Here is a 26,609-nt window from a genome sequence, read left to right on the forward strand (position 1 = left end):
CTTTGTGGAGAGTGGCTTGGATCATCTGTCTGTTTCATTCCTGGATGCACTCGCTTCGTCGTTCGGAGCGGTGGCTTCGCTGTTCCTGGTCAGCCTTGTTGGTTTCATCGGAGTCCGGCGGAAGATTCTGTCGGACGAGGCAATCAATGCGCTGACGCGGTTGATTATCGACGTGATCGTGCCGGCGCGGCTTGCGGTTTCGATGATGCGCGGCTTGAGCGGCGAGACGTTCAATGACGCCGGGGCGCTGATCTTCCTGTTTCTGGTGTGGACGATTGGGAGTTGCTTGATCGCGATCGGTGTGACGCGTGTGTGGCGACGCGGGTCGACACCGGCGGGCGATCGGTCGATCTGGTGTCTGTCGACGTTCCAGAATGCGATCTATGTTCCGCTGCCGCTGGTGCTTGCGATTCTGCCGGCAGAGTTGGAGAGCCGGGCGACGGTTTACGTGGGCGCGGCCGTGATCGTGATGTCGATGATCATGTGGACGGCGGGCGTGTTTCTGTTGCGGGGCGACGAGGAGCGGGCGCGCCGCGTGGACGGTTCTTGGATGGATTCCATGCGGGGCGCGTTCAATCCCCCGGTGCTGGGCATTCTGACCGGTTCGGTGTTGGCATTTGTTCCGGGGTTCGCCGAGGCGGCCTCCGGCGGGCAGGCACCTGCGCTGATTATGATTCCAGTCAGGGCCGCCGACACAATCGGGGCCGCAATGGCGCCGCTGGCGATGATTCTGCTCGGCATGATGATCGGGCGCGTTCACTTGCGCAAGATGCTAAAGGTGCGGAACGTCTTGATCCCAATCGTTATTCGCCAGGTGCTGTCGCCGTTGATCATGTATGTTGTGATCCGGTGGGGCGGGCTTGGTTGGGTATCGCCGTTGATGGGACTGGTTCTGGTGATCGAAATGGCGGCACCGCCAGCCGTGAATCTCTCCGTGGCGGCGCGACGGTATGGAGGCGATTGGGAGTTGGTGTCGTCGGTGTTGCTGGTGGCTTATACGGTGACGTTGATAACGCTGCCGCTGTGGACGGCGCTTGCTCTGGCGACGTTGGGGTGAGGTGGCATTGTTCGAGTGTCTAAGGTTCGCGGGATGTTGCCGGCTGGAAGCCGGCGGTCCCGGGGTTATTTCTTCGCTTCGGAAATCGTGTATTGAACCTCGCGAGTTTGGCCGCTTCGCCAGACTTCCATGTCGACGGTTTCGCCGACTTGTTTGCTGGCGAGCAACAGCTCGACATCGGCGCGGGCTGAGACGTCGCGGTCATCGATCGAGAGGATGACGTCGCCGACTTCGAGTCCGGCTTTTTCCGCAGGGCCGTCTTCGGCCATCTGGCTGATGACCACGCCGCGAACGCGTGGGGTGTTCAGCGTCAGGCCTTCGAAATCGATCAACATCGGTCGCAGGCGTCCGTACTCGAGAATCTCGTCGACGAAGCCCTTCGCGCGGTTGATCGGAATGGCGAAGCCCATACCGCTGGAGGTTCCGCTGCCGGAGACGATGAAGGTGTTGATGCCGACGACGGCGCCGGTGGCGTCCACGAGCGGTCCGCCGCTGTTGCCGGGGTTGATCGCGGCATCGGTCTGGATCATATCCTGGTAAACGCGCAAGTGCTGGCGGTCCGGTCGGAAGGAGCGATGCATGGCGCTGATCACGCCGGCTGTGACAGTCGGGCGAGGGTCTTCGATCAGATTGCCGAACGGATTACCGAAAGCCATGGCGGTTTCGCCGATCCGCAGCGTGTCGGAATCGCCGAGGGAGAGCGGTTCGGGCAGTTCTTCCTCGGGCACATCGACTTTAAGCATTGCGACGTCCATCAAGCGCGACGCGCCAAGAACATCCGCATCGATTTCTCGGCCGTCGCCAAGGGTGATAAAGACCTTCTCGGCGTTTTCAATGACGTGGAAGTTCGTGAGGATGTGACCTTTCTTATCGAGGAGGAAGCCGCTGCCCATGTAGGGCAGGCGTTCGAGGACCTGACGCCGACGGTAGAAGAATGGCTGGAAGAAGTCCTGGTAGGGGTCGGCGACCCAGGCGCGGCGCACGGCGCCTACGGTCAGGACGCCCGGGCTGACTTGCTCGACGACATCTACGATCGGCAGATCCGGGCGCTGTGGAAGGGGCGTCTCGGCGGCCACGGCTTCGTTGATGATCAGTGATGCTGCATCCCGGTGGCTGAGAAGAGTGACCCCCGCCGCAACGCCCAGGCCAAAAATGGCCAGTGCGACAAAGAGTCCGCGCAGATTGAGAGTTTTGTTCTTCATAAGCCCGCTTGCTCCTGCGAAATTGACGCAAAGACGTCCCTGGGACGCCTGTCTGGTCATTGGACAAGGCAAATCCCGGGCCTGTTCCCGGGGGGGGAGAGGGGGGCACCACAGAGGCACGAAGGACACGAAGAGTGGGGAGAAGTTCGAAGGGATCGGTTGTGTGCCGGGGATGGATCGCGCTTTCAGCGCTCCGCGTAGGAGCCCAGGGTCCCCAGGGCTGGCGCCCTGGGCTGATATGGGACGGGGCGTTGCCCCTTGCGGATGGCGAGTGCGAGGAAGATCTTGCGGTGACTTGGGCATCTTGCCCAAGCCCAGAGGCGTTGGAATTTAATGGAGTTTGTGGGCTGACGATCCTGGTCAGATTGTGGCTGGCGGGTTGGCTCATGGACAAGGTGCCCAAGTCACCTCAGAGAGGTCTGCCTGGCCTTCCGGACCTGGGCGCTACCGCCATTGGGCGCGGTAGAGCATCAAAATGCCGAGGCCGCCGATGATGAGGTTGGGGAGCATCAGGGCGAAGATGGCGATGGGCATTCCGACACCGTATTGGCCGATCTTGGCGCCCAGGGTGAGCAGCGCGTAGTAGACGGCCATCAGAACGAAGGCGACGAGGAAGGAGAGCGATTTGGCGCGCGGGCGAACTTCGATGCCGAGCGGAATCGCGATCAGGATGAAGGCGAGCGCGGAGAAGGGGAGCGTGAAGCGCTGGAGCATCTCGTTGCGGGCGGAGAAGTAGGTCTTCCACTCGCTGTACATCTCGCGGTGGTCCTTGTCTTTGAGGACGGGGATGGTGGGCGGGTTGGAGAGGTACTCGCGCAACTGGAAGAAGTCCATCTCGCGGGGGCGAACCTCTGCGAGTTCGACGGCGTCCTCGGAGCCGCCCTCGAGGGCCATGGTCATTTCGGAGAACCGGAATGTTGTGGTGGCGGATTGATTCTCCGGGCCGGTCGGCATCAGCAGGCCGTCGCTGAGAACGACGTTGAGTTGCTGGTCGGTGAGGTCGCCCTCGATGGTGCCCTTGTCGGAGAAGATCAGGAATTCGCGATCGCGATCGCCGCCGTCGACGCCACCGATCATGGCTTCGGGTTCGACCTTGATGCGCATGTTCACGCCGCGCATTTCGAGGAGCGAGTTGGAGGCGCGTTGGCCGCCGGCGCGTTCCTCGAAGAAGAGGGTGACTTCCGTGTCCTTCGGGCCGAGGTCGCCGTAGAAGCGGCCGGGCTGCAGGTTCGTCAGAAGTTCGAACTGGATGCGATAACGCAGGTCGTCGACTTTGCCGAACATGCGCGGGATCAGGATCGAGTTGCCCCACATCAGTGCGGCGGAGACGAGCAGGCCGAAGACGACGGCCGGCACGAACGCGCGGGTCAGGGAAATGCCGGCCACGCGGATGGCGAGGATTTCATTCTCGTTGGTCAGGCGGCCGATGGCGATCAGGGTGCCGAGCAGGATGGCCATCGGGATCGTCAGCGAGAGAAGCGTGACGACGACGACGCCGAGCAAGTGCAGGAAGATGTCGCCGCTGATGCCGGACTGGAGGAGGATCTCGGCCCAATCGAAGAGGCGCACGATCAGCAGCACAAATGTGAAGAAAAACCCGCTGATGACGATCGGGCCGATGAGCTCTTTGATTATATAGGCGTAGAGAGTCTTCAAAACATTCCTGACGGCGGCAAGGTGCCGAAGGGGAATTGGGTGAAACAACGGCGCCCCGTGTCAAGCCGTGACACGGGGCGCAGACCAGTTGCGTACGGAGACTGCTGGCCTAAAGCTCTCGCAGAGCCTCCTCGTCGTAGCCGAAAACCGCCCTTTTGCCCTTCACCGTGATGGGCCGCTTGATGAGGGTTGGGTCCCGCATCATGAGTTCGATCGCGCCCTTTTTGGTGGGTGGATCGTCCTTCAGGCCGTGGTCGCGGTAAGGAGCCGAACGCGTGTTCAAGAACGCTTTGACGTTCTTCGCATCGATGTGGGTCTCCAGCAGGGAACGCGGGGGCGGATATTCATCCAGATCCCGCATATCCAGGGAATGACCCAGGCTCTCCAACAACTTCTGGACCTTCCTGCACGTCTGGCAACGTGGCTTATAGTAGAACGTCACTTTTGCCATTAGAACAGAGGACTCCTCGTGCCAGATTTTGGCAATAACGCCTGCAAAGCCAAATCTTGCCACACCCCTTTGCCGAAATTCAAGTGCCAAGTCGGCTAACGTCAAAAAACGAGGGACGGTGTCGGGGCGAGGAACGTCATCACACAGCGAGCCTTTGCTCGCCCGCTTCTTCCACCAGGACATCGGCTTCGGACAGCTTGAGCAGTAGCCCCCAGCCGTGTCGCGTGGCGATGAGGCCCCCGCCGGCGGGGCAGAGGGCTTTGTCGACGGCGCGACGGTGGTGGAACACCTGCTGGCGCTCGACCGCGGCATCGGGCCACAGGGTCTGTTCGATCTCGATGTAGCTCACCGCGTTGCCGGCGCGCCCGGCGAGAAGGCGCAGGAGCGTGTACTGGGTCGGGGTGAGGGCGATCCGGCGGCCGTCGAATTCGACGTGGCCCGGGCTCTCGGAGGGGAAGACGAGGCGTGGGGTGTGTTCGGCCGAGGCGGGCTGGGCTGCGGGCGGTTCCTTTCTGTGGAGGCGTTCGCCAGCTTCCGCCAGGCGCATGTTCTCACCGAGGCCCGCGGCGAGATCCTCGAAGCCCTTGATGAGTTCCTCGGGCGCTCCAACGGCACCTGCGGTGTCGGCCGCGGCCGTTGCCAGCCATGAGGTGGTAGCAGCGATTCGGATGATCTGACCAGCCGGAATGCCGTGGAAATCTTCGATCTCCCCGATGGCGTCGCCAGCCAGCCAGTCGAGCATCACCATGGTACGGCGGCAGGCCTGGTGATGCGAGAAGGGCGCGCCCGATTCGGTCTCGAACATCGCGCGCAGGTGCCGGCCCAGGCCGCCGGAGCCGAACTGGTCGACAAGGCCCGTCGGCCAGACGTTGTGGCGCCAGTCACTCCACGTCACGGTGAAGGGGACGTCCTTCCATTCGTTTGCGAGCATCAGGAAGAAAAGCAAGTCTGACAAGCCGTGTTGCTTGTCGGTGTGGCGTAGGACTTCCACCCAGCGGACGAGCGTTTCGGGTTGGATTCCACCGCTGGCGAGGGCCTCGCCGAGAGCCGTCAGAGGGAGTTGATTGGCCGAGTCCTCTCGCCAGAGTCCCCACTGAGCGCCCTCCTCGATTGCGCGGGCCAGGCGGCCGCGGATGATGTCGGGGCCGCGCAATTGCCCACCGGCCGACGCCATCAGGAATGCCAGGAGCCCCTCCTGGGTGGAGGCGCGGCCTTCACGCAGCAGTTCCGCCACGGCGTTCGTCAAAGGGCCGGCGCCAAGGGGCGATTCGACGGGTTCGATGCGGGGCGTGATGAAGGTGCGCCAGGCTTGCTCGCGGGCGAATTCGCCCTCGACAAGGATCATGGAACGCCCGAAGTCGCACCCACGTCGACCGGCGCGGCCGCCTTGGTTCAGGAAGCGCCCGCGGGAGAGCGGGACGGCGGTGCTGGAACGTGCAAAGGCATTGCGCTCAATCATGTAGGGCGATTGCACGACGGTGGCGGCGGTGAGGTTCACGCCCTGGTCGAGCGTTGGCGTGGCGACTAGAATCGCTATCGCGCCGTCGTTGAACGCGGCTTCAACGAGCCGCCGGTGGGGGGCGGGCATGTCGCCGGTGTGGAGCCCGATTCCGTGAGCCAGGAGTTCTTCAAGGCGATCGCGGGAGAGCTGGCGTTCTGTGGTGGATAGCTCGGCGAGGGCGGACTCGGCTGGCGGGAAGGCCTCCTCGCGGGCGAGTTCCTGGGCGAGGCATTCGGCTTCGCGGCGTGTGGTGCAGAACCGCAGGACGGGCCCGGCGGCGCGCGCCAGCCGGATCATGGCCTTGGCCGCGCGGGTTTCGGCGGGGACGGAATCGTCGGCGACTGGTTGGATCAGGTCCTCGGTGCCGGACTGGCCGCCGTGGGCCTCGCGCCAATGGAAGACGCCAGTCTGGACATCGAGCACACCTTCGCGCAAGGGCACGGGGCGGACCTCCGATCGCACCAATCCGATCCCCCAGGTGGCAGCGAGTGCTTCGGCATTACCAAGCACTGCGGAGAGCGCGAGGAGTTGCGGGCGTTCGGGCGCCAGCTTCCATCGCGTCAGGAAGAGATCGATTGCGGCGCCGCGTTCACCGTCGCCCAGAAGCTGGACTTCATCGGCAACGATGAGCCCGATTCTGCCAAGCATTGATGCTTGGCGACCGAGGAGAGCGAGGGCCTTCTCGTACACGGCTACAACGAGATGAATTCGGCCTTTCAGGATGTCGCGATCGTGTTCGCGGCGGTCTCGAGTGGTGCAGGCCACGCGGATCCCGAGGGGGCCGTAGCGCTCGGCGAATTCCGCGGCCTTCTCCTCAGCCAGCGCGCGGGTCGGCACGAGAAACAGGACGAGGCGCGAGCGGGTCAGTTGGTTGAGCGCGGCGAGTTCCGCGACCAGGGTCTTGCCGCTGGCGGTGGGGGCGCAGACGAGGAGGCTCTCGTTGCGGTCGAGGAGGCCAGTCTGCTCGAGGACCTGTTGCTGGAGTGGCAGCAGATCGGGGCCAAAGGCGCTCTCGAGTGTGGCGATGACCTGGGCCGACAGGCCGTATCGGATGAGTTCTGACATTTTCTCCGGCATGGGTTGAACCTCCTCGTGGTTGGGCTTCAGCGGGTGTTCTGGCGGGAGAGTCGCGGATTTGCAAGGGCGCATTTCGCTTTTTGTTCGCTTTTTGGGTGTCGGGATAGCGAAAATACCAGGGAATGTATGCCGGTGGAGGAGGGGCGTGGCGGATGTGGTGGGTGGGATGGGCCGCGCCGATAGCGCTCGGCGCCGGGGGGCCGTTGACCCAGGGCTTGCGCCCTGGGCTGGTATAGGTCGTGGCGTTGCCCCTTTTTGGGGAACGATTACGATGACGGGCACGAGTTCGAATACGCGGGCATGGGGGTGACGTTGAAGTGGCTTGAGCATCCCTGCTCAAGCACCAGGGGTGTCGGTCATCTCGCTGTGGCATGCGGGCTTCATCGAGGGTTCTTGGGTATGCTCTTGGGCAGGGATGCCCAAGTCACCTCGGCTGGGGAGCGGTAATTTGGCGTACTCGCACTCAGCGAAGCGGTACTCGTACGCGTACTCGATGGACTGGGGTTGAAGAGTCGAGCACGAGTTCGAATACGCGGGCATGGGGGTGATGTTGAAGTGGCTTGAGCATCCTTGCTCAAGCACCAGGGGCGTGGATCATCCCGCTGTGGCATGCGGGCTTCATCGAGGGCTCTTGGGTATGCTCTTGGGCAAGGATGCCCAAGTCACCTCGGAGCCGGTTTTGGGAGTGGCGGGCGAAAATGCAAGTTTCGTTGAATGTCCTGGCTCCGCGGTAGTAGAAGTTGCAGGTTCATTTCGGACGTCTCAGGAGGGTCCTGCTATGCCCAGTCGAGTTTCGCGCGGAAGTCTGATCTTTGTCGGGTTTATTCTGGCCTGTGTGGCTTTGATGGTTGTGATTATCCTGACGGATCGGACGCGCGGGTTGACGTATGTGATGACGTTCCAGGATGCGAAGGGGCTGAACGTGGGGGCGCCTGTGATGTTGCGCGGGACGACGATCGGCGAGGTCGTCGGCGTACGATTGGCCGATGAGCCGAAGGAGCATGTTGAAGTGGCGGTGCGGATTTATCCGGAGCACCGCAACCGGATCCCGGCTCCGCCGAATTCGACGGGGCGGATCAAGAAGGATTCGCTGGTTCTGGGCAGTCCCTTCGTTGAGATTGTGATGCGCGGCGACGATCGGAGCACTCCGATGCCGGAGGGCATGACCGTCGAGGGGCTGGACAGTTGGGCGGACGAGAAGCTGTGGGCGGGTGAGGGCAAGCTGAAGGCGGGCTACGAGAAGGCGTTGGAGATGGGCAAGGGGGGCCTGGCGAAGCTGGAGGATTGGTCGAACAGCGAGCAGGGTCAGAAGATCCGCGCCGAGGTCGACGAGTTCTTCACGAAGCTGGACGAGGTTTCGAGCGATTCGGCAGAGGTTGCAAAGGCGAAGCTGAGCGAGGCGGTGCAGAAGGGCAGCGAGCTGATGGCGGAGCTGAAGAAGCAGAAGGCGGGCGATGTGGCCCAGGAGTTCCGCAAGTCGATGGAAGGGATCATCGATGAGACCGAGGGGCTGAAGAGCGATGTTCGGCAGCGGCTGAAGAACATGCTTGACGAGCTTCCCTCGGGGCAAGATGACGAAGGGCAGCTAGCCACGGAAGCGGGTTCCTAAGAGTCTATGGTCCGCCACGCCATTCTGGCCAACGATCCTAATCACTGCGCCCCTGTCGAGGTGCTGCTGGATTGTCTGGCGGACGGCGAGGCGGCTTTTTCGATTTGGGGGACCAAGGCGGTGCGGCGGCGCCTGATCGAGGCGGGCCGCGCGGATCTGCACGGAATCGATTGGCAGTTGCGCGATGCGGGTGAATCGGTCGGGTCGCTGTTGGCGCGGTTCGGCGAAGGGGCGGAGCCGCCGGATATTCTCTGGATGATCGAGGCGCAGGAGGATCTGGACGCGTTTGCGAAGTTCCAGCCGCCGTGCCCGAGTGTTTTGCTGATTCACAACTCCGCCGCGTGGTTTGCAAACGACGGTGCGACGTTTAATCCCCGCGAGCGTGCTCGGCGGCGCGCGCGGGCAGAGATTCTCTCGCGGCAGACGGCGTTGGCGACGTTGAGCCCGGTGTTGAGCCAGTTCATCGTGGAACGCAATCGGTGGGAGGGAGCGATTCTGGACCTGCCGCCGGCGCTGGCAGCGATGGATACAGCGCGGCCCGATCCGACGGAGGGGCCGCTGACGATTGCGGTGCCGGGCATGATCGATCCGAAGCGCCGCGATTACGATGGGCTGCTTGATACGATCGAGACGCTGCACGCGCGGCGACCGGGGAAGTTTCATTTTCCAATCATTGGTGCGCCGATCGACGAGTCGGGTCGGCGGATTGTGATGCGTGCGCAATCGATGCAGGCGGCGGGGATGCCGCTGGATTGCAGCGGACAGTACTTGCACGAGCCAGGCTTGGTTGCGCGCCTCGCGGAGTGCCATATGGTGGCGGCGCCGTTAAAGGATTTGTTCCGGCGTGCGAAGCTGCGCGAGACGTACGGGCGCACGAAGATTACGGGCCTGGCGGCGTACATTGTTCGCACAGGGCTGCCGGGGATTTTCCCCGAGGCGGCGATCAGCCCGGACGATCCGTTGGCTCCGGCGATGCGCGGTTACACCCGCACGGGCGGGATGGCGAAGTTGTTGCTCGATCTGGAAGCAAATCGCGCGGAGGTCGCGGCGTTGTATGCACGTGCGGATGAAGCGCGGGCATCGCTGACGCGCGATCGCGTGGCGCCGAAGCTGCGCCAGTTTGCCGAGGAGTTGTGCGGCGGCGTGGCGGGCAAGGCGTAGGCGCGTTTTCCCTCGATAGTCTAATTTGTTATTTGGGGCCGAGAGGTCGAGGGTGTGGGGCCTTCGTTTATCTCCTATTTCTATTTCGCGCAGAGACGTAAAGACGCAGAGAGTTGTAGTCTTTTGCCGCGTTTCAATCGGGATCATTGAGTTTTGCGTAGTCCCAATGCTCTCTCATGAAGTTCCGCCAGGAGGGGGAATTTCTCATCCCGCTGGGGAAAGAGAGAATTGCAATCTTGTCTTCGGTCCTCGCCAGCAGGCCGGTTCGCTCATGGGCGAGTTGAATCGTCTGCGAGGTCTGGTCGTTGAATTGAAGGCAATCGACAAGTTCCGGCGTGGTGTCGAATTCGAGAATCGCGAAACCATATTCGCCTTCAAGAGCAACGCCCCGGCATTCCGTGATAAGGGATGCGCACTCGGGCAGAAGATCCCATGCCATCGTGCGTCCATCAAAGTCCTGCATGTTCTTTGAGTTTCCGTACCACACGGAGAAGGCAATTGTGCCAATGAGACAGAGGGAGAGAATGATGACTGTGGTTTTCATGGGCATGCCTCGGGTGTGTGTTTTTTGATCGCTTCGGTTTGTTATTTCGCGCAGAGACGCAAAGACGCAGAGAGTTTGCGGTTCATTGTGGTTTAAATCGATCCAAGCCTACGTAGGCGATATCGCCGTTGCTTCTTGTGCAATTTGTTGGGTCGCATGTGTTGTTTTGCAGAAGGTCTTCGCGGAATGTGCCGTCGGGATCCGTGGGTGAATCTGCGCTTCGAATATCGTAATCTTCATCCGGCCCTTGCGAGTAGATGATCCAGAAGGGTGAACCTTCGTGTTCGGGAAACACGAAGTAGGCGAATGTCGCGTGCGTGTCTGAAGTGCCGGCGAATGGGTCTGCGTAGAGCGATCTCAGATAGGCGACTGGTGTCGTAAGTGAATCGGGCAGGATCCCCTGCCAGAAGGTCGTTATCTCGGGCGGTGGTCCTTCTTGCGTGAAAGGCACCGCGATGGGGTAGTCGCCATGATCGACTTTGTAGGATTCCAGTGCTGTTGCGATTGCTCTTTGGTCACCTCTGGCACGGGACCGTTTCGCGCGGACGGTTTCGCCATCGAGGTTGGGGAAGATCTCCAAAACGATAGCTTGGAACATGACCAGGACAAACCCAAAGGCAAACAGGGCTGCGACGCAGATCACGACCCACTTCAGGATTTTCCAGAATGGTTCGACGAAATCGCGCAGGACGGCGAGTATCATCCCAACTCCTCCACGCCGGCATTTCTATCGCACTTGTCTAGCCCATCGCAATGACAACGCTGCCTTTCTTGTGGCCGGAGTCGACCTGGCGGTGGGCGTCGGCAATTTCGTCGAGGGGATACGTGCGGTCGATCACGGGACGGAGTGCGCCGGTTTCGAGAAGTTCTTTGAGGTAGAGAAGGTCTTCTTTGCGTTCGGGGGCGATGCCGCCGAGGACGCGTTTGTTGCCGAACATGGATGTCCAGATGATCTGGAAGACTTCGGTGCCGGTCATGACGGGAGCCAGGTAGACGCCGCCGTTCTTCATGACGGGTTTGCTCTGGCGGAAGTTGATCTTTCCGATGGTATCCAGAATTGCGTCGTATTGCTCGCCGGATTTTGTGAAGTCTTCTTTGGTATAGTCGATCACGCGCTCGGCGCCGAGGGATTCGACGAGTTCGCGGTTTGCGCCGCTGCAGATACCGGTGACGCGCGCGCCAAGGTGCCGGGCGATTTGCACGGCGGCGGTGCCGACTGCACCGGATGCGCCGTTGATCAGAACGTTCTGGCCAGCTTTCACCTTGCCGAGATCGCGCAGGAAGTACAGCGCGGCCGTGCCGCCAAAGGGCGCTGCGGTTGCCTGCTCGAAGGTGACGTTCTCGGGTTTCGGCGCGACGGGCGAGTCTTCGGAGAGGCACACGTATTCGGCGTGCGCGCCGAGGTTCACTCCGGTGAACGCGATGACGTCGTCGCCGGGTTGGAAGTTCTGGACGGCGGAGCCGATGGCTTCGACGGTGCCGGAAAGATCGGCGCCGAGGATGTTGTGTTTCGGCGCGAACAGTCCGGAATAGAAGCGGCCGGGCAGCCAGAACAGCGCGGACGGTATGTTGAAGGCTCTCAGTCGCGCATCGCCGGATGTGACCGAGGCGGCGCGGACTTTGACGAGGATTTCGTTTTCCCGCGGGGCGGGCTTCTCCATCTCCTCCACCGTGACGACCTCGGGGGGGCCGTACTTGCGATAAACAGCCGCTCTCATGGGGGCTCCTTCGTCGGTGGTGGGGGAGAAGTAACGTGCGGGGACTGCCGGGTCAACGGCGGCGATGACTTGGAGCGAAATTGGCTTTCGATTCGGCAGGCTGTTCGGCGAGGATCGTTCTATGAAGCACCCGGTCTTCAAATTCCTGATGAACGCACTGGGAGTCGTGTCCGTTGGGCTCGGCGTGTTGGGGATCTTTCTGCCGTTGCTGCCGACGACGCCGTTGCTCTTGCTGGCGGCTTTTTGTTTTGCCCGCGGGTCGGATCGGATGTATGGATGGCTTGTTTCCCATCGAATTTTCGGGAGCTACATTCGGAGCTATCGGGAGTATAATGCCGTGACGATCCAGACGAAGATCATCGCCATCGCGCTGCTCTGGGTGGCGATCGGCAGCAGCGTCGTGTTTTTCCTGGAGAGCGAGTCGTTGCGCGTGACGTTGTTGCTGATCGCGACGGGCGTGACGGTGTATTTGGTCAGCCTGAAGACGCTGACGGAGGATTTGAAGGAGCAGGCACACCGCAAGCCTTCGCGAGCGAAGAAGAGGAAGAGGCGGTAGGGGAGCGGTTGTTGCACCCCGTTGGGGTGCGATCTGGGGCGTTACGCAAGCCCAGGGCGGCGCGTTGCTTGCCCTGGGCTGTCGGATGTGGAATCCCGTTGGGATTCTGGGGGCGTTCGATTTGTTGGTTATGGGACTCTACACGCGGAGTGTTTTCTCGCAAAAGAAAATCACATCGTCGTCCATCGTCGGGAAGGACTCATCGACTCTTAGACTTATAAAACGATTCTGTCAGTGATGCATTCCGCTGGCGGGGACTGAACTGGTGCGGTAGACGCGGTAGTCAACCTCGGGGAAGATGTTGTCTCGGAATTCCTGTTCGGCCAGGAAGTCTTCTTCGATCTTCTCTTCGAGGATCATCTGGTGAAGGCGCAGGAATCGTTGCAGGTGGTCTTTGGTCCGTTTCACGGCGTAGCGCACCTGGGTGTTGGTCTTCATGATGAAGGCCCAGTCGCTGGCCTGGGCGAGCAGGAGTTCGCGGACGCACTGGTTGAGCGCGCGCTCGGTGAGCTCGTCGGGATCGTCATATTCGTTGGCGAGCGCGATCATGCGGGTGGCGGCGTGGTGCAGGTGGCGATAGATCCAGTCGTTGGATCCTTCCAGCCACACGGCGTTGTAGCCGCCGCTGCCCCAACTGCTCATCGATGGGATGGCGACCTGGTTGTCGGGGAATTCGTCCAGGTAATCGCCGGGGGTGACGAGGGCGATGTCTTCCTGGTCGAAGTGAATCTTGCGCAGCAAGTAGTTGAGGAAGTGCGGGCCTTCGAACCACCAGTGGCCAAAGAGTTCGGCGTCGTAGGGTGAGACGATGATGGCGGGGCGCTCCATGAGGCCATCGAGGTGCAGGGCCTGCTGCTGGCGACAGAAGAGGAAGTGGCCGGCATGGCTGGCGGCGGCTTCCATGGCGTCGCGTTCGTTGTACGCGTCTTTTTCGCGCAGGGAGCCTTTGCCGGTGATCTTGTAGTACTTGATGCCGGTGGAAACGCGCAGGCCGGATTCGTGAATGTAGGGACGGATGTAGTCCAGATCCAGGTCAAAGCCGATGTCGCGATAGAACTCCCGATAGCGGTAGTCGCCGGGGTAGCCCTGGTCGGCGGACCAGACGGATTTCGACGATTCGACGTCGCGCCCGAAGCAGTAGGCGCCGGTCGGGGTCTTGAGTGGTGCGAATACGCCGAATTTCGGCCGGCGCGAGGCGAACAGGATGCCGTGGCTGTCGACGAAGAAGTATTCGAGGCCATTCTTCTTCAGGATGCCGTCCATGCCCGGGTAGTAGCCGCACTCGGGGCTCCAGATACCGCGGGGCTGGCGGCCGAAGGTCTTCTTGTAGTGCTCGACGGCGATCTGGACCTGGGCGTTTACGGCTTCGGGGTGGTGCTGCATCAGGGGAAGGAAGCCGTGCGTGGCGGCGCAGGTGATGACCTCGAGGTAGCCGCGATCCATGAAGCCGCGGAACTGGGCGAGGAGATCGCGCTGGTAGCGGTCCTGGTAGGCGTCCCAGCATTCGCGGAACTTGCGCTGGTACATCAGGGCGGTGCGGTGGAAGTCGGCCTGTGCGGAGGTGCGTTCGACTTCTTTGTCGGCCAGCTCGATCAATTGGCCCAGGTGGCGCAGATAGCGCTCCTGGAGCAGGGGATCCGCCAACATGGAACAGAGCGTGGGGGACATGGAGAAGGTGAGGCGGAATTTCACGCCGTCACGCTCGAGGCCTTCCATCATCAACAGGAGTGGAAGGTAGGTCTCGGTGATTGCCTCGTAGAGCCAGTCCTCTTCGAGGAAGTCCTCGTATTCGGGATGGCGCACGAACGGCAGGTGGGCGTGCAGGACGAGCGAAAGATAGCCTTTAGCTGGCATTCCAGTTCCCCTGTTTCAAATCATCGGCCCCTAATTGGCCCAATCTACCATCCATCCAACCGACGAAGGTAAATGGCGGAAGGAGGGGATCGCAAGCTGGAACATGGGCGGAATCGCTCAGGGGCGGTTGGTTGGGGGCAGGAGAGGGTGATGGGTCGCGCCTTCAGCGCTTTGTGATGGGGCGTGGGGACCCACCCAGGGCTTGTGCCCTGGGCTGGTATGGGTCGGGGCGTTGCCCCTTTGGGGCGAAATCGTGCTCAGCGCAGCGGTACTCGTACTCGCTCTCGGTCTGTTGGGTTTTCGAGTACGAGTACGAGTGCGAAGGGGGACTATCGTTGAGGTGACTTGAGCATCCTTGCTCAAGCCCAGTGGTGTTGGGGGCATTGCGGACGTTGCGGATTGGGTGCCGGTCCCAGGAACGGCAATCCAACAAGGCGCACGAGCACGAGTCGTCGGAGGATTTGGCGTACTCGTACTCAGCGCAGCGGTACTCGTACTCGCTCTCGGTTTGTTGGATTTCCGAGTACGAGTTCGAGTACGTGTACGAGTGCGAAGGGGGACTATCGTTGAGGCGACTTGAGCATCCTTGCTCAAGCCCAGTGATGTTGGGGGCATTGCGGACGTTGCGGGCAGGGTGCCGGCTGGAAGCCGGCGGTCCCAGGTTAGCCGCCGCTGTATTCGTCTTCGAATTCGAGCATTTCGTATTCGGACGGGGCGTGAAGTTTGTCTTTGAAGTAGTACACGTCGTCCGGGTCGAAGAACTCGCCGTCGGGGCCGGGGGAGCGGACTTCGATTTCGCCATCGACAGTGGCCAGGCGGAATTCGTATCCCCAGCCGTCTGTCGCGTCTTCTTTATCCACCATACCTTCATTGATGAGATCTTCGACGTCTCGCGGATAGGTGCCGAACTTCCGGTAGTAGTCGTAGCAGTGGAAGTAGAGCACTTCGATGCGGGGCTTGGTAACGACGAACCCGAGCACGTCCTCGTCCATCTTCTGCAGAGCGCGCATCTCGGGCGACATGGTAAGTTGGACCTTGATCCACTGGATCATGGGGAGCTGTTCGCGCTGGCCGCGCATGTTGATGACGGGGCGATGGACGAAGAAAAGCACGGTGAAAATGCCGATAATCACCAGGAACAGGAAGACGCCCAGGAAGAGCCACTTGTAGTTTTTGGGCTCCGGCGGGGGCAGGCCCTCCTTGATGGTCAGGCGGACTTCGTCGGTGCCCTTGTCGGGCTGGACGTACATGCCGGCCAGGTCGGAATCGGGTCCGACGAGGCCGTCGGAGAATTCATCGTCGCGCGTGCGGAGGGGCCCTTCGCCAATCGGCTCTCCGGCTGGAGGAGGCTCGGGCAACTCCTCTGCCGGCGGCGGCAGAAGGTCGTCCTCGGAGAAGTCGAATCCTCTCGGATTTTCTTCCTCGGGGGGTTTTTCTTCCTCAAAGTTATACGGATCCATGGGCATCCCTGACCTCAATGGATTTAGGAAAGGCCCTTGTACACACGGCGCGGGACCGGCGGCAAGAGGATTGGGGAGGAAATGTGTCAATTTCGGGCGGGCGTTCCCCACGGGGGGATGCCGTTACCGCGCCATGAGGCCTTCGAGGTAGGCGCGGTAGGAGTTGCTGGCGAGGGAGGCGACCACCTGTTCGAAGCCGGCATCGTCGATGAACCGCATCCGCCAGGCGACTTCTTCGAGGCAGCCGATCTTGAGGCCCTGGCGGTGCTCGATGGTGGCGATGAAGTTGGCGGCTTCGAGCATGGAGACCGGAGTTCCGGTGTCGAGCCACGCGACGCCGCGGCCAAGCTGGCGGACGGAGAGTTGGCCGTCTTTCAAGTAGGTCAGGTTGACGTCCGTGATTTCCAGCTCGCCACGGGCGGAAGGTTTCAGGTTCTTCGCGATCTCGACGACGCGGTTGTCGTACAGGTACAGGCCTGGAACGGCGAAGTGAGACTTGGGCTTCTTGGGTTTCTCTTCGATGGAGACGGCGCGGCCGTCGGCGTCGAACTCGACGACGCCGTAGCGCTCGGGATCGCTGACCCAGTAGCCGAACACGACGCCGCCGGCGTCGAAGTCCATCGCCTCGCGAAAGGTGTTCAGCTTCCCGTAGAAGAGGTTGTCGCCCAGGATGAGGGCGACTCGGTCGTTGCCGATGAATTCCTCACCGATGGTGAAGGCCTGGGCGATGCCGGCGGGGCGGGCTTGCTCGGCGTATCGGATGGAGATGCCGAGCTGCGCGCCGTCGCCCAGCAGGTCACGGAATTTCGGCAGATCCTGGGGGGTGGAAATCAGAAGGAACTCGCGCACGCCCATCAGCATCAGGGTCGACAGCGGATAGTAGATCATTGGCTTGTCGTAGACGGGGAGCAGTTGCTTGCTGGCGACGAGGGTGGAGGGGTGCAGGCGCGTGCCGGCGCCGCCGGCCAGGATGATGCCTTTCATGGTACCGTGTGGGCTGGTCATGGGCGGTCCTTACAGGATGCTGACGCCGAGATCGGCGGCCACGGAACGGGCTTCATCGGTGACGATGTCGCGTGGGGCGGGGGAGAGTTCGAACTGCTTGTTTCGCGCCATGCGCTGGATGTCGCTGGCGGTCCAGAAGCGGCGCTCGCCGGCGGATGTGCCGCGTCCCATGTTCGGAACGGCGAGGCGGCCGGGGTGGTCTTCCATGTCCTTCGCGAGCTTCTCCACGATGTGAAGGAGCTCGCCGCCGCGACGGATCTCGATCCCCCACATGCCGAGGGTTCGCAGGTGGTCTTGCATGACCTGGCCGAGGCTGCGGGGGCCTGAGCGGACGGCGGCCGGTGTCTCGCGCGGCCAATCGCCGGGGTCGCAATCGCCGGTCCCGGCGGCGATGGGGATGCCCTGCAGGAGGGCGCCGAGCAGAAGCGTTGTCGGCAGGCTGTCGGCGATGCCCGAGGCGGCCTTGGCGACGGTGGTGCGCGTCGGATGCGGGAAGATCAGAGCGCCGGTGCGGCGGAGGAGTTTCTCGCGCTCGGCGGAATCGAGCTTGGTGTGGATGGGGCAATCGCCGGCGTCCTCGCGGAGCCATTTCTCGCCGTACAGGTCGCGGTAGCAGGGCGTGATGACAACCTCGCATGGGAAGCGGTTGCGCATCTGAGCCAGCAGGTTGCGGCCGTCGCGCTCGCCAATTTCGGAGCCGGTGAAGACAAAGGTCAGGACGCGCGCGGGCACGCCCGGGGCGGACGGTGTCTGCCGGGCGAGTACCTCGCGGACGATTTGTTCAACCAGGCGCCGGAGCGCTTGCCCATCCATGGGTCATCCTTCCGCCGCTAGAGACGCGGCAACATCTTGCGCAGGCCTTCGTGGGGCCGCGGGATAATGTGAACGCTCATCAGGCCGCCGACGCGTCGGGCGGCTTCTGCACCGGCATCGACGGATTTCTCGACGGCGCCGACATCGCCCTGAACGATCACAGAGACGATTCCACCGCCGACGTGTTCTTTGCCGAGGAGGCGGACGTGCGCGGCTTTCACCATCGCATCGGCAGCCTCGACGGAGGCGAGGAGGCCATGGGTCTCGATCATCCCGAGTGCTTTGTCAAATCCGCCTGCCATGGGCGCAAAACCTCGTTTCAGGAACGCAATCGTCCCATCCAGACCACCGAGCGTGCAGGAGAGGGCCCAATGGGGTCAAGCAAGAGGAGGGGGCTCTCATTGTTCCAATCTCCGCGTTGCGCGGCGGTTCCAGGACGGGAAAAGGCATCTTGAGCATCTGTGCCCAAGCCCCAGGGATGATGGAGGAGCAAGAGTGGTTGTGGACTGAAGATCTTTGTCCGAAAGGTGATCAGCGGATTGGCCGCAGGACAGGTCTTTGCCCTTCTGGGGAGGGGGACAGGTCCAGGGGCCCCGAGCGCAATGAAGTCCCTTAGGCGCTCGCCCCCCGCTGATCCGAGTCGTCCGTGTCATCCGTGGTGCCTTGCGCTGGATCGCCCGAGAAACCAGCCACAAACCCCTTGACTTCCGTCCGACCACCCTTACTCTGGCGACCGATTTGGCGATGCGCCCCCGGCGCCGCCGCCACAGAGAATTGCTCCCCCATAGCTCAATCGGTAGAGCGACGGACTGTTAATCCGCAGGTTCGTGGTTCGAGTCCACGTGGGGGAGCCATTCTTTCCACTCCGCATAACCAGCCTCCTCATCCTCTGAGGCTCTTGCTTTTAGTCCCCTCCAGTGCAGGAGTGGGTTCTCGAAGTAGGTGATCTGGCAGTGCCCTCCTCTTCCCATTTCTTCCACCCCATGACCACTTAATCTCATCAATCAGGATCGGGATCACCTCTTTCAGATCTTGCGGCCTTGCCTGGGTGAAGATCTCAGCCAAGCTTGAGAACGCCCCGGCCATTGCCTCGGCTGAATAGAGATCCTTCTCGACCTTGTCCCTCAGGAATTCCTTTTTCTCGATTTCCTCGGTGAGTCTGACGATCTCCTGGCGGTGGCTCTCCAGCTTTCCCTTCAACAGGTCGTAGGCTGTCTTTCCTCCCTCCGCCTGCCTGACCAACGTTAAGCATGACCGTCGTTTCGGACCATAACGCGAAGACGCGGTTTGAAACGTACGGGTCGACGCTCTTGTTGGCTTCTAATCTCGAATCTGTGACACTACCTTTGGGATATCTGCGTAGTCCTGAACCCAAATGACAGATACGCCGAGCCGTGCGAAACTCGTCTCTTCCAGACCTCGAAAGACCCGTGACACAAGAGTGGTTGCCTTGGTTTTACGCTTTCCCGATGGTTTCCAATGGTCTCTCAGCACTGCGTAGTGCCGTGCTCCCGGTTTCTTTCTCTGTGAGATCTCAAGAAGCCTCCTGAGATTGGGATCAGTCATACTTAGGCCGAGGAAGAGGCATACATGGTTTCGCAGGAGGTTAAGCTGGGTGATATTGGGCCAAGAATATGGATCAATGAATTGGCTGTGATAGGCATCTTCGCTGAGAACTAACGAGGCTTCGTGTGTAGCGGTCAATTTGCCTTTGCTGGGAAGAAAGCCGTGTGGGTGGTAGATGGGCAGTTCGTCGCGAGATGGGGAGTCTTCTTCGCATATTACGACGTGATGGTTCACGTTGCGTCGGTCCAACTCAATCTCGATAAGATTGTCGAAGTTATAGTTCACCACAGCGAGCAGGCCCTGCCGAGCGCGTTCGGGAAGGCACAGCTTGCCGATAGCTCTGATAAGGTCTGAATGTGAGTCACCATTGTAAGTCTCGTACAAGGCGCGCCGAACGCGGTCCGCGAACTTGTCGATACTGTCTCGAAGAAAGCGTGCTGCAATGATTGGTGAAGAGGGCGATTCCTCTCTCAAATACTCTAGCAGATCGGTGGAGCCTGCAAGCGAGTCAGCAATATCAGGGTGCGTCTTCATCAAATCCAATGTGAGGCGATTGAGCAGAGAAGGCCAATCCGGGAGACCCGCCGAGAGCGAGACCCCAGCTCCGACAAAGATCACAAGTTGATCTTCCTTGAAGGCTGACTTGAGAGAACCAATGTGCTGCTGCGTATAGCGAGAAACATCTCTGGATTCAAAGGCGTCTATAGCATCGCTAAGGAATTTCATGTCGTAGGTCAGCGCCATGGCAGGATGTTTCTTGGCAAGCGTCTGTACATCATCGCTACTCATAACTCTGACAGGAACTGTGGCCTTGTCTTCCAGATACTTCCTCGCCCGCTCGACATCTCTTCCGCGTCCGTGGATAACGAGGAGGATGCTGCCGTACTCAACCTTGCTTCTTAGAGACCGATTGAGAAACATGTGAACAGATCGGACGTGAGCTCGGTACTTAACCTCGACAACCGTTGGTCCTGGAAGATCGCCATAGCCCGTGGGGAAGACCCCGTCGAAGTAGCGGTTTTCGGCCCCCGCCTCGGGGCCAATCAAGAATTGACGATCGGCCGCGAGCGCTTCTGCCCGAAGAAGGCCCAGGACCAGGCGTTCGAACTCCATCTCGTCCATTTGCATGGAGCGTATTCTATCTGTGCGATCCTCTGGCATAGGTACTCCTTGGTTGTTGTTCTCCTGAAGCCAACAAGTTATTGAACGGTGTCTTTTGTTTCCGCTCGCTTCCAGGGATGTCAATCTGATTATTCCTTGAGTTTCTTGAGATCGCGAACCATTGTTTCTTACAAGAAAGAGGGAAGGCGGTTTCTCGTATTCATGCGTTCGCTTTCTCCCCAAATGAAAGAACCCTACTCTCAGCTTCTGATTTCAAAGCAGAACCCCGATGACAAGTGCAGGGATTTCCTGAAATGGCTTTGTTTCAACCTCGACTTCTGGGGCAAGTACGACCATCCGTCGCACCGTCATGGCAGTCTCCACTTCTTTCAGGAGAAACTGGCGCATGAGGATCAGTCCCAGGAAAATCAGGCATGGGCTGCACAAGCAGTTCAATGCTATTATTCTCTGGTAAAATCAATCTCGGAAGGTTCGGAAGAGGCGATGGCGGATGTCGCCGCAAGAGTGAAGGCGCTGAGCTATAGAGCATGGCCAGACCGTTGTCAAATCAATGTTTATGGGGTCACCATGTGGGTTGGAGATCACCGAGTTCAGGTGCAGTCACAGTCTTCCAATACTCTGCCCCCCGAATCGGTCGCGTCACAATTAGAGTATGATCAGCAATCAACATCCGCTCGAATCCAGTGCGCGAGGTGAAGTAGGAGGGGAGCCACTCATTTAATTGGACTTCCTGTCCGCCCTGCCAGCGCTGCACTTCCCGGCTTTCAAACAACCTGTGAACTCCGGCTTTTTCCGACGAGACAGCGCGATGCTGATCCGTGGCGCGATGTCTCGCGGTCCCTCTTTTGATCGGCCCAGGTTCTTGCTCCGTTCTGTCTTGACTTAGATAAGGACCGGGGCAAGAGTCTATACAATCAAGATAAACATGGTCTTATATGTCGTGTTTGTTTCTTGGTCGAGCCCCCGGGGGGCACTTTTCGATACCTTGATGGGTTGGGAGGGGGCCATGTTGAGTCTGAAACATATTTCACTAATTTCATTCGCCTTAGCCTGTTTTGCGAGTGCCCCTGCGCTTCCCCTGCAGGCCCGGCGCGATGCCAAGGTGCCGCCCGACTTCCATCCCGGCATGAGCGCTGGCGACCGCCAGTTCCTCTGGGGTTCGGGTCGCGCCGTGTATCCTGATCGGCGCCAGGCACTCCCAGCCAGCCAGATCAACAGCACCTACTTGCCCAGCATTGTCAGCCAGCGCGAAGCGCCCGTCTGCTACTACATGGCGATGGGCTACTACATTCGCACCTACCAGGAAGCCCGCGAACACGGCTGGGTCAGACCGGACCCGGAAACCGATCCGGACAAGGTGATCGATGGATTCTTCCTGGCTCATTTCGACTACCTGATTCCTTTCATCCGTACTTTCGGGGCGCCGACTTATGCGGCCTCGGATTACGATGAAGCCGCCCAATTCCCGACGCCGGAGTGTTTCGCCGAGGCGCAACTCCATCGTATTGACAGGGTCTGGTATCCCGAGTTCGCCGGCACGGCGGATGTGATGCCCTTCGTGCGCCAGCAAATTGCCGATGGCGATGTGCTCTATGCGGAGATCGAGGCGCGCCAGAATTTCGACAACTACGATGGGGAGACTGGCGATGGTTTCGACAATGGCGTCTTCTATGAATACGCCGGCGTGAGCAATCGCGGTCCGCACGCCATTACGATTGTCGGTTACGATGACGACCGACCCTACAATGATAGCGGCACCGCCAAGACAGGCGCCGTCCTCGCCGTCAATTCCTGGGGAAGTTGGGGATGGACGCTGCCAGGTTTCGACGACACGAGCGGAGGGTTCATCTGGATCGGTTACGACTTCTTTATCGACTTCGTTTCCGACTCGCTTCTCGTGGTCGAAGACCGCCCCTCCGATCCGTGTTTGGATTACGCCGTCATCGACTACACGCACGAGAATGCTGACGAACTAATCATGTCGGTCGAAATCGGCGACACGGATATCGGCCCTGACGAGGAGTACGGCCTGTCGTTGGATCAGGCCTTCGGCCGCCGCCCCGTCAACGGCATTGTACGCGTTCCGATCGATCGCCTGACAGCGCGCGGCGCCGAGACGTTCCGCCTGACCGGTGTGGACTTGAACCTGCCGCTGATCTACGGGCCCGGCGTGCGCCTTGGGACGATTCGGTCCTTTTCCATCGAGCGGGCAGGCATCGGCACCTGGACCAGCGAGGACACGCCGATCTTCACGACGGACTGGAATGCACTGAACCCAGCCGACATGCCGGAACACATTTACGCGCTGGAGATTGGACTCTTCGGGGAGCGCGAAACAACCAAGCTGGACATTCATCCCGCTGTTCTCGGGACGGGGGATTGTGTGACGGACGTTGGCGACTTCGATAGGGACGGAGACCTGGACATCATCGCCCAGTACCCCAACTCGGGCAGCACCTACGCCTTTGGCATTTTCCGCAATCGGGGCGACGGCCGCATGGAGTGGTACGAATCCAACCTGCCCACGGGGCACGTGACTCTCGCGGATGTGGCCGACTTCAACAACGACGGCTTCCTCGACGTGCTGCTTGGGATCGATGATGCGTTTGGCATCTTCTATCGCGAACCGGCCTTCGCCGAGTTCAGCGACAGCGGCTTGCGCTTTCCCGTAGAAGACGATCACCTCGTCGCGCGCGCTGTCGACTGGAACCACGATGGGAACATCGATGTCGCTGTGTCGGCACGCATTGAGTACGCCGTTCCCCTTCCCGACAACACGCCGTGGAGTTTCTGGTGGAACAACGGCGACGGGACATTCACCGAATCGTCGTGGCAGATCGGCGGCGATTACAACCAGCGGCCATTCATGGAATTCGCCGATATGGATCGCGATGGTTGGGAAGACATGGTGATCGCCGTGTCGACCCCGGGGCGCGTTGATTACGGAATCTACGTCTATTCGTTCGTGGATGAAAATACATTCCCGAACAACATCGCGACCATCTCCGGACTCCACAACGACATTGCCGGCGTTCAGGTTGCCGATACCAATGGCGACGGTTGGCTGGATGTCATCATCAAGACGTACACAGGAACTCACCGGATCTTCTTGAACGATCCTGGGCTGAACTTCAGCGAAACCACCAGTAATCTTCAAGACCTCAAGACGCTCGCCTTTGGCGATGTGGATAACGACGGCGTGCCCGATGTGGCCGCCACCGGGAAGTTCCAGGACGCCGATCACGTCGGCTTGTACCGCAATACGGGAACCCAGGACTACAGCTACCTCACCGGCCTCGATATTGTTCCCTATGTAACAGGAGAAAACGACGATCTGGAATCCCCGGATGTCGAGTTGGCGGACTTCGACTCCGATGGGGACTTGGATTTTGTTGCCTTTGGCAAGTATGCCCGTTCTGGCGCTCAGTGGGACGAGGCCTATATCGGGTTGCATTACTTCGAAAACCACACGGCCGAGCCTTTGCGCTTCAACCGCCCCAACACGCCGCCGACTCGGCCAGAACTCGCAGTGCGATCTTTCAATTCCGCAACCGGCGAGCTAACAATCGAATGGCCGCAGCCCAGTGACGATATCTCCAATGTCGAGGAACTCGCTTATCGCTATTCCGTCGGCACTCTTCCCGACTGGGCGAATCTATCCACAGATGCGTTTACGCGCAGCCAGCCGCTCGAGATGCACCCGCTGCCCAATGGCGGAATCTGCACGGCGACGATTCAGGTGCCAACAAGTCGAGCCTCTTTTGTCCGCGTGCAGGCCCTCGACGATGGCCTGGCCGCCTCGGAATGGAGCGCGCCGCTTTCGGTTTATCCACCCAACGCGGCGTATCCCTACGATGTGAATCGCGACCAGTTTGTCGACTCTGCGGACGGCGTGTCCATGGCACTGCTGTCGACTTCCGGCAATCCCGACGACATTGCACGCGCGGACCTGAACGCCGATGGCGTGGTTGATGGAGGCGATCGCCTGCTTCTGAATCGCGAGATCACCGGCGCGACGGCTCCCGATCCCAATCTGCTGGGAACACTGGACGTCACGCCGGACGATGGCGGCCTACTGGTGACCGAGCAGTTCTCGATCTCCGTCCCCAGCCACACCTTCGATGTTCCCGTCAGCGTCGATGTCTATCCCGGCCAGGAAGATCCGGCGGTCACCGGTCTCGTACCCGGCTCCGTCGTCGAGCTCAGCGGGATCCCCGACTCTCGCAACGGCAGCTACCAGATTATGTTGCCTGTCGGTGCAAACAACCCCGACGAAACCGTCCTGGTTTACGGCCGCGAAACGCTCCCCACTTCAATCTGGGAGCCGACACTCAGCTGGCGCATGATCCGTCCGACCTCAATCGATGGTGGGATGTTCGTCTTCGACATTCCGCCCTTCCAGCCCCTTGCTGATCGAAGCCACCGGCGGAACTCCATCGAAGTGGTCGACGCGTGGTTCGGACTGGCGGATGAGGTTTACCAGATCGAGCGCGAACACTTCATCGTGCAATTCGACTCCTCCATTCCCACTGCTAGTGTTCTCGAAATGATCACCGCGATGGAGTGGACATGGAATGAACTGACAACGACTTACGGACTGAAGAGTTCCGGCATCTCCGGTAAGGTTCAGGTTCAATTCCGCGATATCGACGAAGCGGGATTCTACTGTCCGATTCTCGACTACATCGCAATCAACCAGACCAACGTGAACAGCCTCACTCCGCCAAACCAGTACAACCAGACAACACTGACGGGCGTCCACGAATTGACCCACCGCTTCACCCGCCAATACTACCGCGCCACCGCCGGTTTGCTGGACTATCGATACGATACGGAGTGGCCCGACGAAGCGGCAGCCGTCTGGATGGAATGCCAGTATAACAGCGACTCCGCCGATGGCGCCCGCACCGTGATGGACGAGTCGATGATGGTCCCGTTCGAGATCGGCCTGAACGCGGGTCTCGATGGCAAGGAAGCCTACTTCGGCTACGGCATGGCGCCGCTGATGAAGTACTTTGTCGGCACACGAGGAAAGACCGATTTCCCCGAGAAGCTGTGGCGATTCATCAGCCTCGACTACAAGACGCTCGATGCGATCAACGCCGCGGCGGCGCAACAGGCTGAGATCTGGTGGCACGACTATGTCGGCGGACTTCTGCTCGGAAATCTCTACCCGATCCGGCCCCAAGTGCTCACGAACGGGCTGAAAAAGCGCGAGTTCAATACCGTCAACATGGGCCCGAGCGAGATCACCGAAGGCCCCGCCGTGCGCTTCGAAGTACCCGAGGTCAAGTACCTGACATCGCCACTTTTCAGTACGCTAATCAATGATCTGTTCCTCGATACGGACATGACAATCAGCCATTGCCTGACCGCGCGGATCGGTTATGATGTCGAGTGCTCGACCTTTGCCTATCACCCCAGCATCAACAGCGGCGATCCGGATGTTGAACACATCAGCGACCTCGTGGCGATGAATGGCGCCTACAAGCTCGATGTCCCTGTCAGAGCGGAGTGGCTAGCGAACTCCGACTGGCGCGTGATGAACGTCGCATCGATGCTGACGGATCCCCAGGGCGCTTCCAATCCGATGTTCATGCACATTGGAATCACTCAGGACAGAAAGTGGGATGGCCCCAGCGGCCTGACTGTCGAGAACGGCGGCACGTATCAGATCGGTCTGAGTGAAGGCCTCGCGCCAAGCTACAATGTCACTTACTCGGTCGATGGCCCGGGACTCGCGCGCATCCGCACGCTTGATTACGGCACGATTGGCAAGGATTTCCTAGCCTGGCTGCTTGGCCAGACGCCGGCCGAATTCGACATCGAATTCCAGGCCACGCCAGTCAACCTGAGCCGCATTGAATCCACGGACACCGGTTACAAGGTCCACACGGCGGGCGCGATCAAGACCTACCGCTATCGAATTTCTTCAACGCAAGTGGATGGTTCCAATACAGACATCGTGGAAGAGCGAAGCGACGGGCGCTTGAACTACATCGTTGAGCCAAACGATGAAATCGTCAGCATGTCGGTCGAAGTCGTTTACGACATCACGGAGCAAATCTACGACGACAACGACAATCTGCTGGACACGATCGTGCATACCGACGTGTGGACACGCCTGTCGGGCGTCACCCTGTTCGCCTATCCATTTGTTCTGGAGGATTGAAAGGGCGAAGTGGGGGAGAGTTGGGAGACGCCTAAGTTTAGGCGAGCCAGGGGGCAGTGCTCTCCCTGTCTTGTTTCAGTACGGA

20 protein-coding genes and 1 tRNA gene are annotated in these 26,609 nt (G+C 60.3%); 7 read left to right on the top strand and 14 right to left on the bottom strand.

The window, feature by feature from the left end; translation table 11 throughout:
• Positions 1-16: 16 nt before the first annotated feature.
• The gene (locus KQI84_09320) at positions 17-1,057 is read left to right on the top strand and encodes an AEC family transporter (protein MCB2155075.1); all 1,041 of its coding nucleotides are present in this window, start codon (positions 17-19) and stop codon (positions 1,055-1,057) included.
• Between the two features lie 65 nt (positions 1,058-1,122).
• Here KQI84_09320 and KQI84_09325 read toward each other — a convergent pair whose 3' ends face one another.
• The 4 genes from KQI84_09325 to KQI84_09340 all read right to left on the bottom strand — a co-directional run bounded on the left by KQI84_09325 (position 1,123) and on the right by KQI84_09340 (position 6,944).
• Complete coding sequence (locus KQI84_09325; GenBank protein MCB2155076.1) at positions 1,123-2,259, bottom strand: trypsin-like peptidase domain-containing protein; 1,137 nt, start codon at positions 2,257-2,259, stop codon at positions 1,123-1,125.
• 444 nt (positions 2,260-2,703) lie between these two features.
• Entirely contained in the window at positions 2,704-3,915 is a 1,212-nt protein-coding gene (locus tag KQI84_09330) for an LptF/LptG family permease (GenBank protein ID MCB2155077.1), read from the bottom strand.
• Positions 3,916-4,024: 109 nt separating this feature from the next.
• On the bottom strand, positions 4,025-4,366 hold the full coding sequence (locus KQI84_09335; protein MCB2155078.1) for a hypothetical protein: 342 nt from the start codon (positions 4,364-4,366) through the stop codon (positions 4,025-4,027).
• A gap of 139 nt (positions 4,367-4,505) precedes the next feature.
• Positions 4,506-6,944: a DEAD/DEAH box helicase gene (locus KQI84_09340; GenBank protein MCB2155079.1), complete on the bottom strand. Its 2,439-nt coding sequence runs from the start codon at positions 6,942-6,944 to the stop codon at positions 4,506-4,508.
• A gap of 778 nt (positions 6,945-7,722) precedes the next feature.
• Here KQI84_09340 and KQI84_09345 point away from each other — a divergent pair.
• Positions 7,723-8,553 carry an MCE family protein gene (locus KQI84_09345; GenBank protein MCB2155080.1) on the top strand — a complete coding sequence of 277 codons (831 nt, stop codon included), beginning with the start codon at positions 7,723-7,725 and terminating at the stop codon, positions 8,551-8,553.
• A gap of 6 nt (positions 8,554-8,559) precedes the next feature.
• Positions 8,560-9,714, top strand: a complete 1,155-nt coding sequence (locus tag KQI84_09350; protein MCB2155081.1) for a hypothetical protein — start codon at positions 8,560-8,562, stop codon at positions 9,712-9,714.
• Between the two features lie 133 nt (positions 9,715-9,847).
• Here KQI84_09350 and KQI84_09355 read toward each other — a convergent pair whose 3' ends face one another.
• The 3 genes from KQI84_09355 to KQI84_09365 all read right to left on the bottom strand — a co-directional run bounded on the left by KQI84_09355 (position 9,848) and on the right by KQI84_09365 (position 11,976).
• Positions 9,848-10,258 (bottom strand): hypothetical protein, encoded by a 411-nt coding sequence (locus KQI84_09355; GenBank protein ID MCB2155082.1) that lies wholly within the window; start codon positions 10,256-10,258, stop codon positions 9,848-9,850.
• Between the two features lie 82 nt (positions 10,259-10,340).
• Positions 10,341-10,961, bottom strand: coding sequence for a type II secretion system protein GspG (locus KQI84_09360; protein ID MCB2155083.1), 621 nt, complete (start codon positions 10,959-10,961; stop codon positions 10,341-10,343).
• Between the two features lie 37 nt (positions 10,962-10,998).
• On the bottom strand, positions 10,999-11,976 hold the full coding sequence (locus KQI84_09365) for an NAD(P)-dependent alcohol dehydrogenase (GenBank protein MCB2155084.1): 978 nt from the start codon (positions 11,974-11,976) through the stop codon (positions 10,999-11,001).
• Between the two features lie 121 nt (positions 11,977-12,097).
• On the opposite strand from KQI84_09365, the gene KQI84_09370 reads away from it, so the two are divergent.
• A complete protein-coding gene (locus KQI84_09370) occupies positions 12,098-12,532 on the top strand; it encodes a YbaN family protein (protein ID MCB2155085.1) in 435 nt (144 codons plus the stop codon).
• A gap of 231 nt (positions 12,533-12,763) precedes the next feature.
• Here the strand turns inward: KQI84_09370 and KQI84_09375 are convergent, their stop codons facing one another.
• The 5 genes from KQI84_09375 to KQI84_09395 all read right to left on the bottom strand — a co-directional run bounded on the left by KQI84_09375 (position 12,764) and on the right by KQI84_09395 (position 17,966).
• On the bottom strand, positions 12,764-14,386 hold the full coding sequence (locus KQI84_09375) for a DUF1957 domain-containing protein (protein ID MCB2155086.1): 1,623 nt from the start codon (positions 14,384-14,386) through the stop codon (positions 12,764-12,766).
• A 662-nt stretch (positions 14,387-15,048) separates the two neighbouring features.
• Positions 15,049-15,846 carry a hypothetical protein gene (locus KQI84_09380; GenBank protein ID MCB2155087.1) on the bottom strand — a complete coding sequence of 266 codons (798 nt, stop codon included), beginning with the start codon at positions 15,844-15,846 and terminating at the stop codon, positions 15,049-15,051.
• Between the two features lie 123 nt (positions 15,847-15,969).
• Complete coding sequence (gene rfbA, locus KQI84_09385; protein ID MCB2155088.1) at positions 15,970-16,830, bottom strand: glucose-1-phosphate thymidylyltransferase RfbA; 861 nt, start codon at positions 16,828-16,830, stop codon at positions 15,970-15,972.
• Between the two features lie 30 nt (positions 16,831-16,860).
• Positions 16,861-17,664 (bottom strand): hypothetical protein, encoded by an 804-nt coding sequence (locus KQI84_09390; protein MCB2155089.1) that lies wholly within the window; start codon positions 17,662-17,664, stop codon positions 16,861-16,863.
• A 17-nt stretch (positions 17,665-17,681) separates the two neighbouring features.
• Positions 17,682-17,966: a BMC domain-containing protein gene (locus KQI84_09395; GenBank protein MCB2155090.1), complete on the bottom strand. Its 285-nt coding sequence runs from the start codon at positions 17,964-17,966 to the stop codon at positions 17,682-17,684.
• Between the two features lie 476 nt (positions 17,967-18,442).
• On the opposite strand from KQI84_09395, the gene KQI84_09400 reads away from it, so the two are divergent.
• Positions 18,443-18,518, top strand: a tRNA-Asn gene (locus KQI84_09400).
• Between the two features lie 28 nt (positions 18,519-18,546).
• Here KQI84_09400 and KQI84_09405 read toward each other — a convergent pair.
• Positions 18,547-18,906 carry a hypothetical protein gene (locus KQI84_09405; GenBank protein ID MCB2155091.1) on the bottom strand — a complete coding sequence of 120 codons (360 nt, stop codon included), beginning with the start codon at positions 18,904-18,906 and terminating at the stop codon, positions 18,547-18,549.
• A gap of 78 nt (positions 18,907-18,984) precedes the next feature.
• A complete protein-coding gene (locus KQI84_09410; GenBank protein ID MCB2155092.1) occupies positions 18,985-20,352 on the bottom strand; it encodes an SIR2 family protein in 1,368 nt (455 codons plus the stop codon).
• A gap of 201 nt (positions 20,353-20,553) precedes the next feature.
• Between KQI84_09410 and KQI84_09415 the strand changes: the two genes are divergently transcribed.
• Complete coding sequence (locus tag KQI84_09415) at positions 20,554-21,048, top strand: hypothetical protein (GenBank protein ID MCB2155093.1); 495 nt, start codon at positions 20,554-20,556, stop codon at positions 21,046-21,048.
• Between the two features lie 310 nt (positions 21,049-21,358).
• Positions 21,359-26,524, top strand: a complete 5,166-nt coding sequence (locus tag KQI84_09420) for a VCBS repeat-containing protein (protein MCB2155094.1) — start codon at positions 21,359-21,361, stop codon at positions 26,522-26,524.
• The last annotated feature ends 85 nt before the right edge of the window (positions 26,525-26,609 follow it).

It is taken from the genome of bacterium, assembly GCA_020444065.1.
Lineage (GTDB): Bacteria > Sumerlaeota > Sumerlaeia > SLMS01 > JAHLLQ01 > JAHLLQ01.

What these genes read in the sequence shown, in the direction of transcription:
- KQI84_09325 (MCB2155076.1), bottom strand. Translation starts at nt 2,259, where the DNA reads ATGAAGAACAAAACTCTCAATCTGCGCGGACTCTTTGTCGCACTGGCC.
- KQI84_09335 (MCB2155078.1), bottom strand. Translation starts at nt 4,366, where the DNA reads ATGGCAAAAGTGACGTTCTACTATAAGCCACGTTGCCAGACGTGCAGG.
- KQI84_09340 (MCB2155079.1), bottom strand. Translation starts at nt 6,944, where the DNA reads ATGCCGGAGAAAATGTCAGAACTCATCCGATACGGCCTGTCGGCCCAG.
- KQI84_09345 (MCB2155080.1), top strand. Translation starts at nt 7,723, where the DNA reads ATGCCCAGTCGAGTTTCGCGCGGAAGTCTGATCTTTGTCGGGTTTATT.
- KQI84_09350 (MCB2155081.1), top strand. Translation starts at nt 8,560, where the DNA reads ATGGTCCGCCACGCCATTCTGGCCAACGATCCTAATCACTGCGCCCCT.
- KQI84_09355 (MCB2155082.1), bottom strand. Translation starts at nt 10,258, where the DNA reads ATGAAAACCACAGTCATCATTCTCTCCCTCTGTCTCATTGGCACAATT.
- KQI84_09360 (MCB2155083.1), bottom strand. Translation starts at nt 10,961, where the DNA reads ATGATACTCGCCGTCCTGCGCGATTTCGTCGAACCATTCTGGAAAATC.
- KQI84_09365 (MCB2155084.1), bottom strand. Translation starts at nt 11,976, where the DNA reads ATGAGAGCGGCTGTTTATCGCAAGTACGGCCCCCCCGAGGTCGTCACG.
- KQI84_09370 (MCB2155085.1), top strand. Translation starts at nt 12,098, where the DNA reads ATGAAGCACCCGGTCTTCAAATTCCTGATGAACGCACTGGGAGTCGTG.
- KQI84_09375 (MCB2155086.1), bottom strand. Translation starts at nt 14,386, where the DNA reads ATGCCAGCTAAAGGCTATCTTTCGCTCGTCCTGCACGCCCACCTGCCG.
- KQI84_09380 (MCB2155087.1), bottom strand. Translation starts at nt 15,846, where the DNA reads ATGGATCCGTATAACTTTGAGGAAGAAAAACCCCCCGAGGAAGAAAAT.
- rfbA (MCB2155088.1), bottom strand. Translation starts at nt 16,830, where the DNA reads ATGAAAGGCATCATCCTGGCCGGCGGCGCCGGCACGCGCCTGCACCCC.
- KQI84_09390 (MCB2155089.1), bottom strand. Translation starts at nt 17,664, where the DNA reads ATGGATGGGCAAGCGCTCCGGCGCCTGGTTGAACAAATCGTCCGCGAG.
- KQI84_09395 (MCB2155090.1), bottom strand. Translation starts at nt 17,966, where the DNA reads ATGGCAGGCGGATTTGACAAAGCACTCGGGATGATCGAGACCCATGGC.
- KQI84_09410 (MCB2155092.1), bottom strand. Translation starts at nt 20,352, where the DNA reads ATGGACGAGATGGAGTTCGAACGCCTGGTCCTGGGCCTTCTTCGGGCA.
- KQI84_09415 (MCB2155093.1), top strand. Translation starts at nt 20,554, where the DNA reads ATGCGTTCGCTTTCTCCCCAAATGAAAGAACCCTACTCTCAGCTTCTG.
- KQI84_09420 (MCB2155094.1), top strand. Translation starts at nt 21,359, where the DNA reads ATGTTGAGTCTGAAACATATTTCACTAATTTCATTCGCCTTAGCCTGT.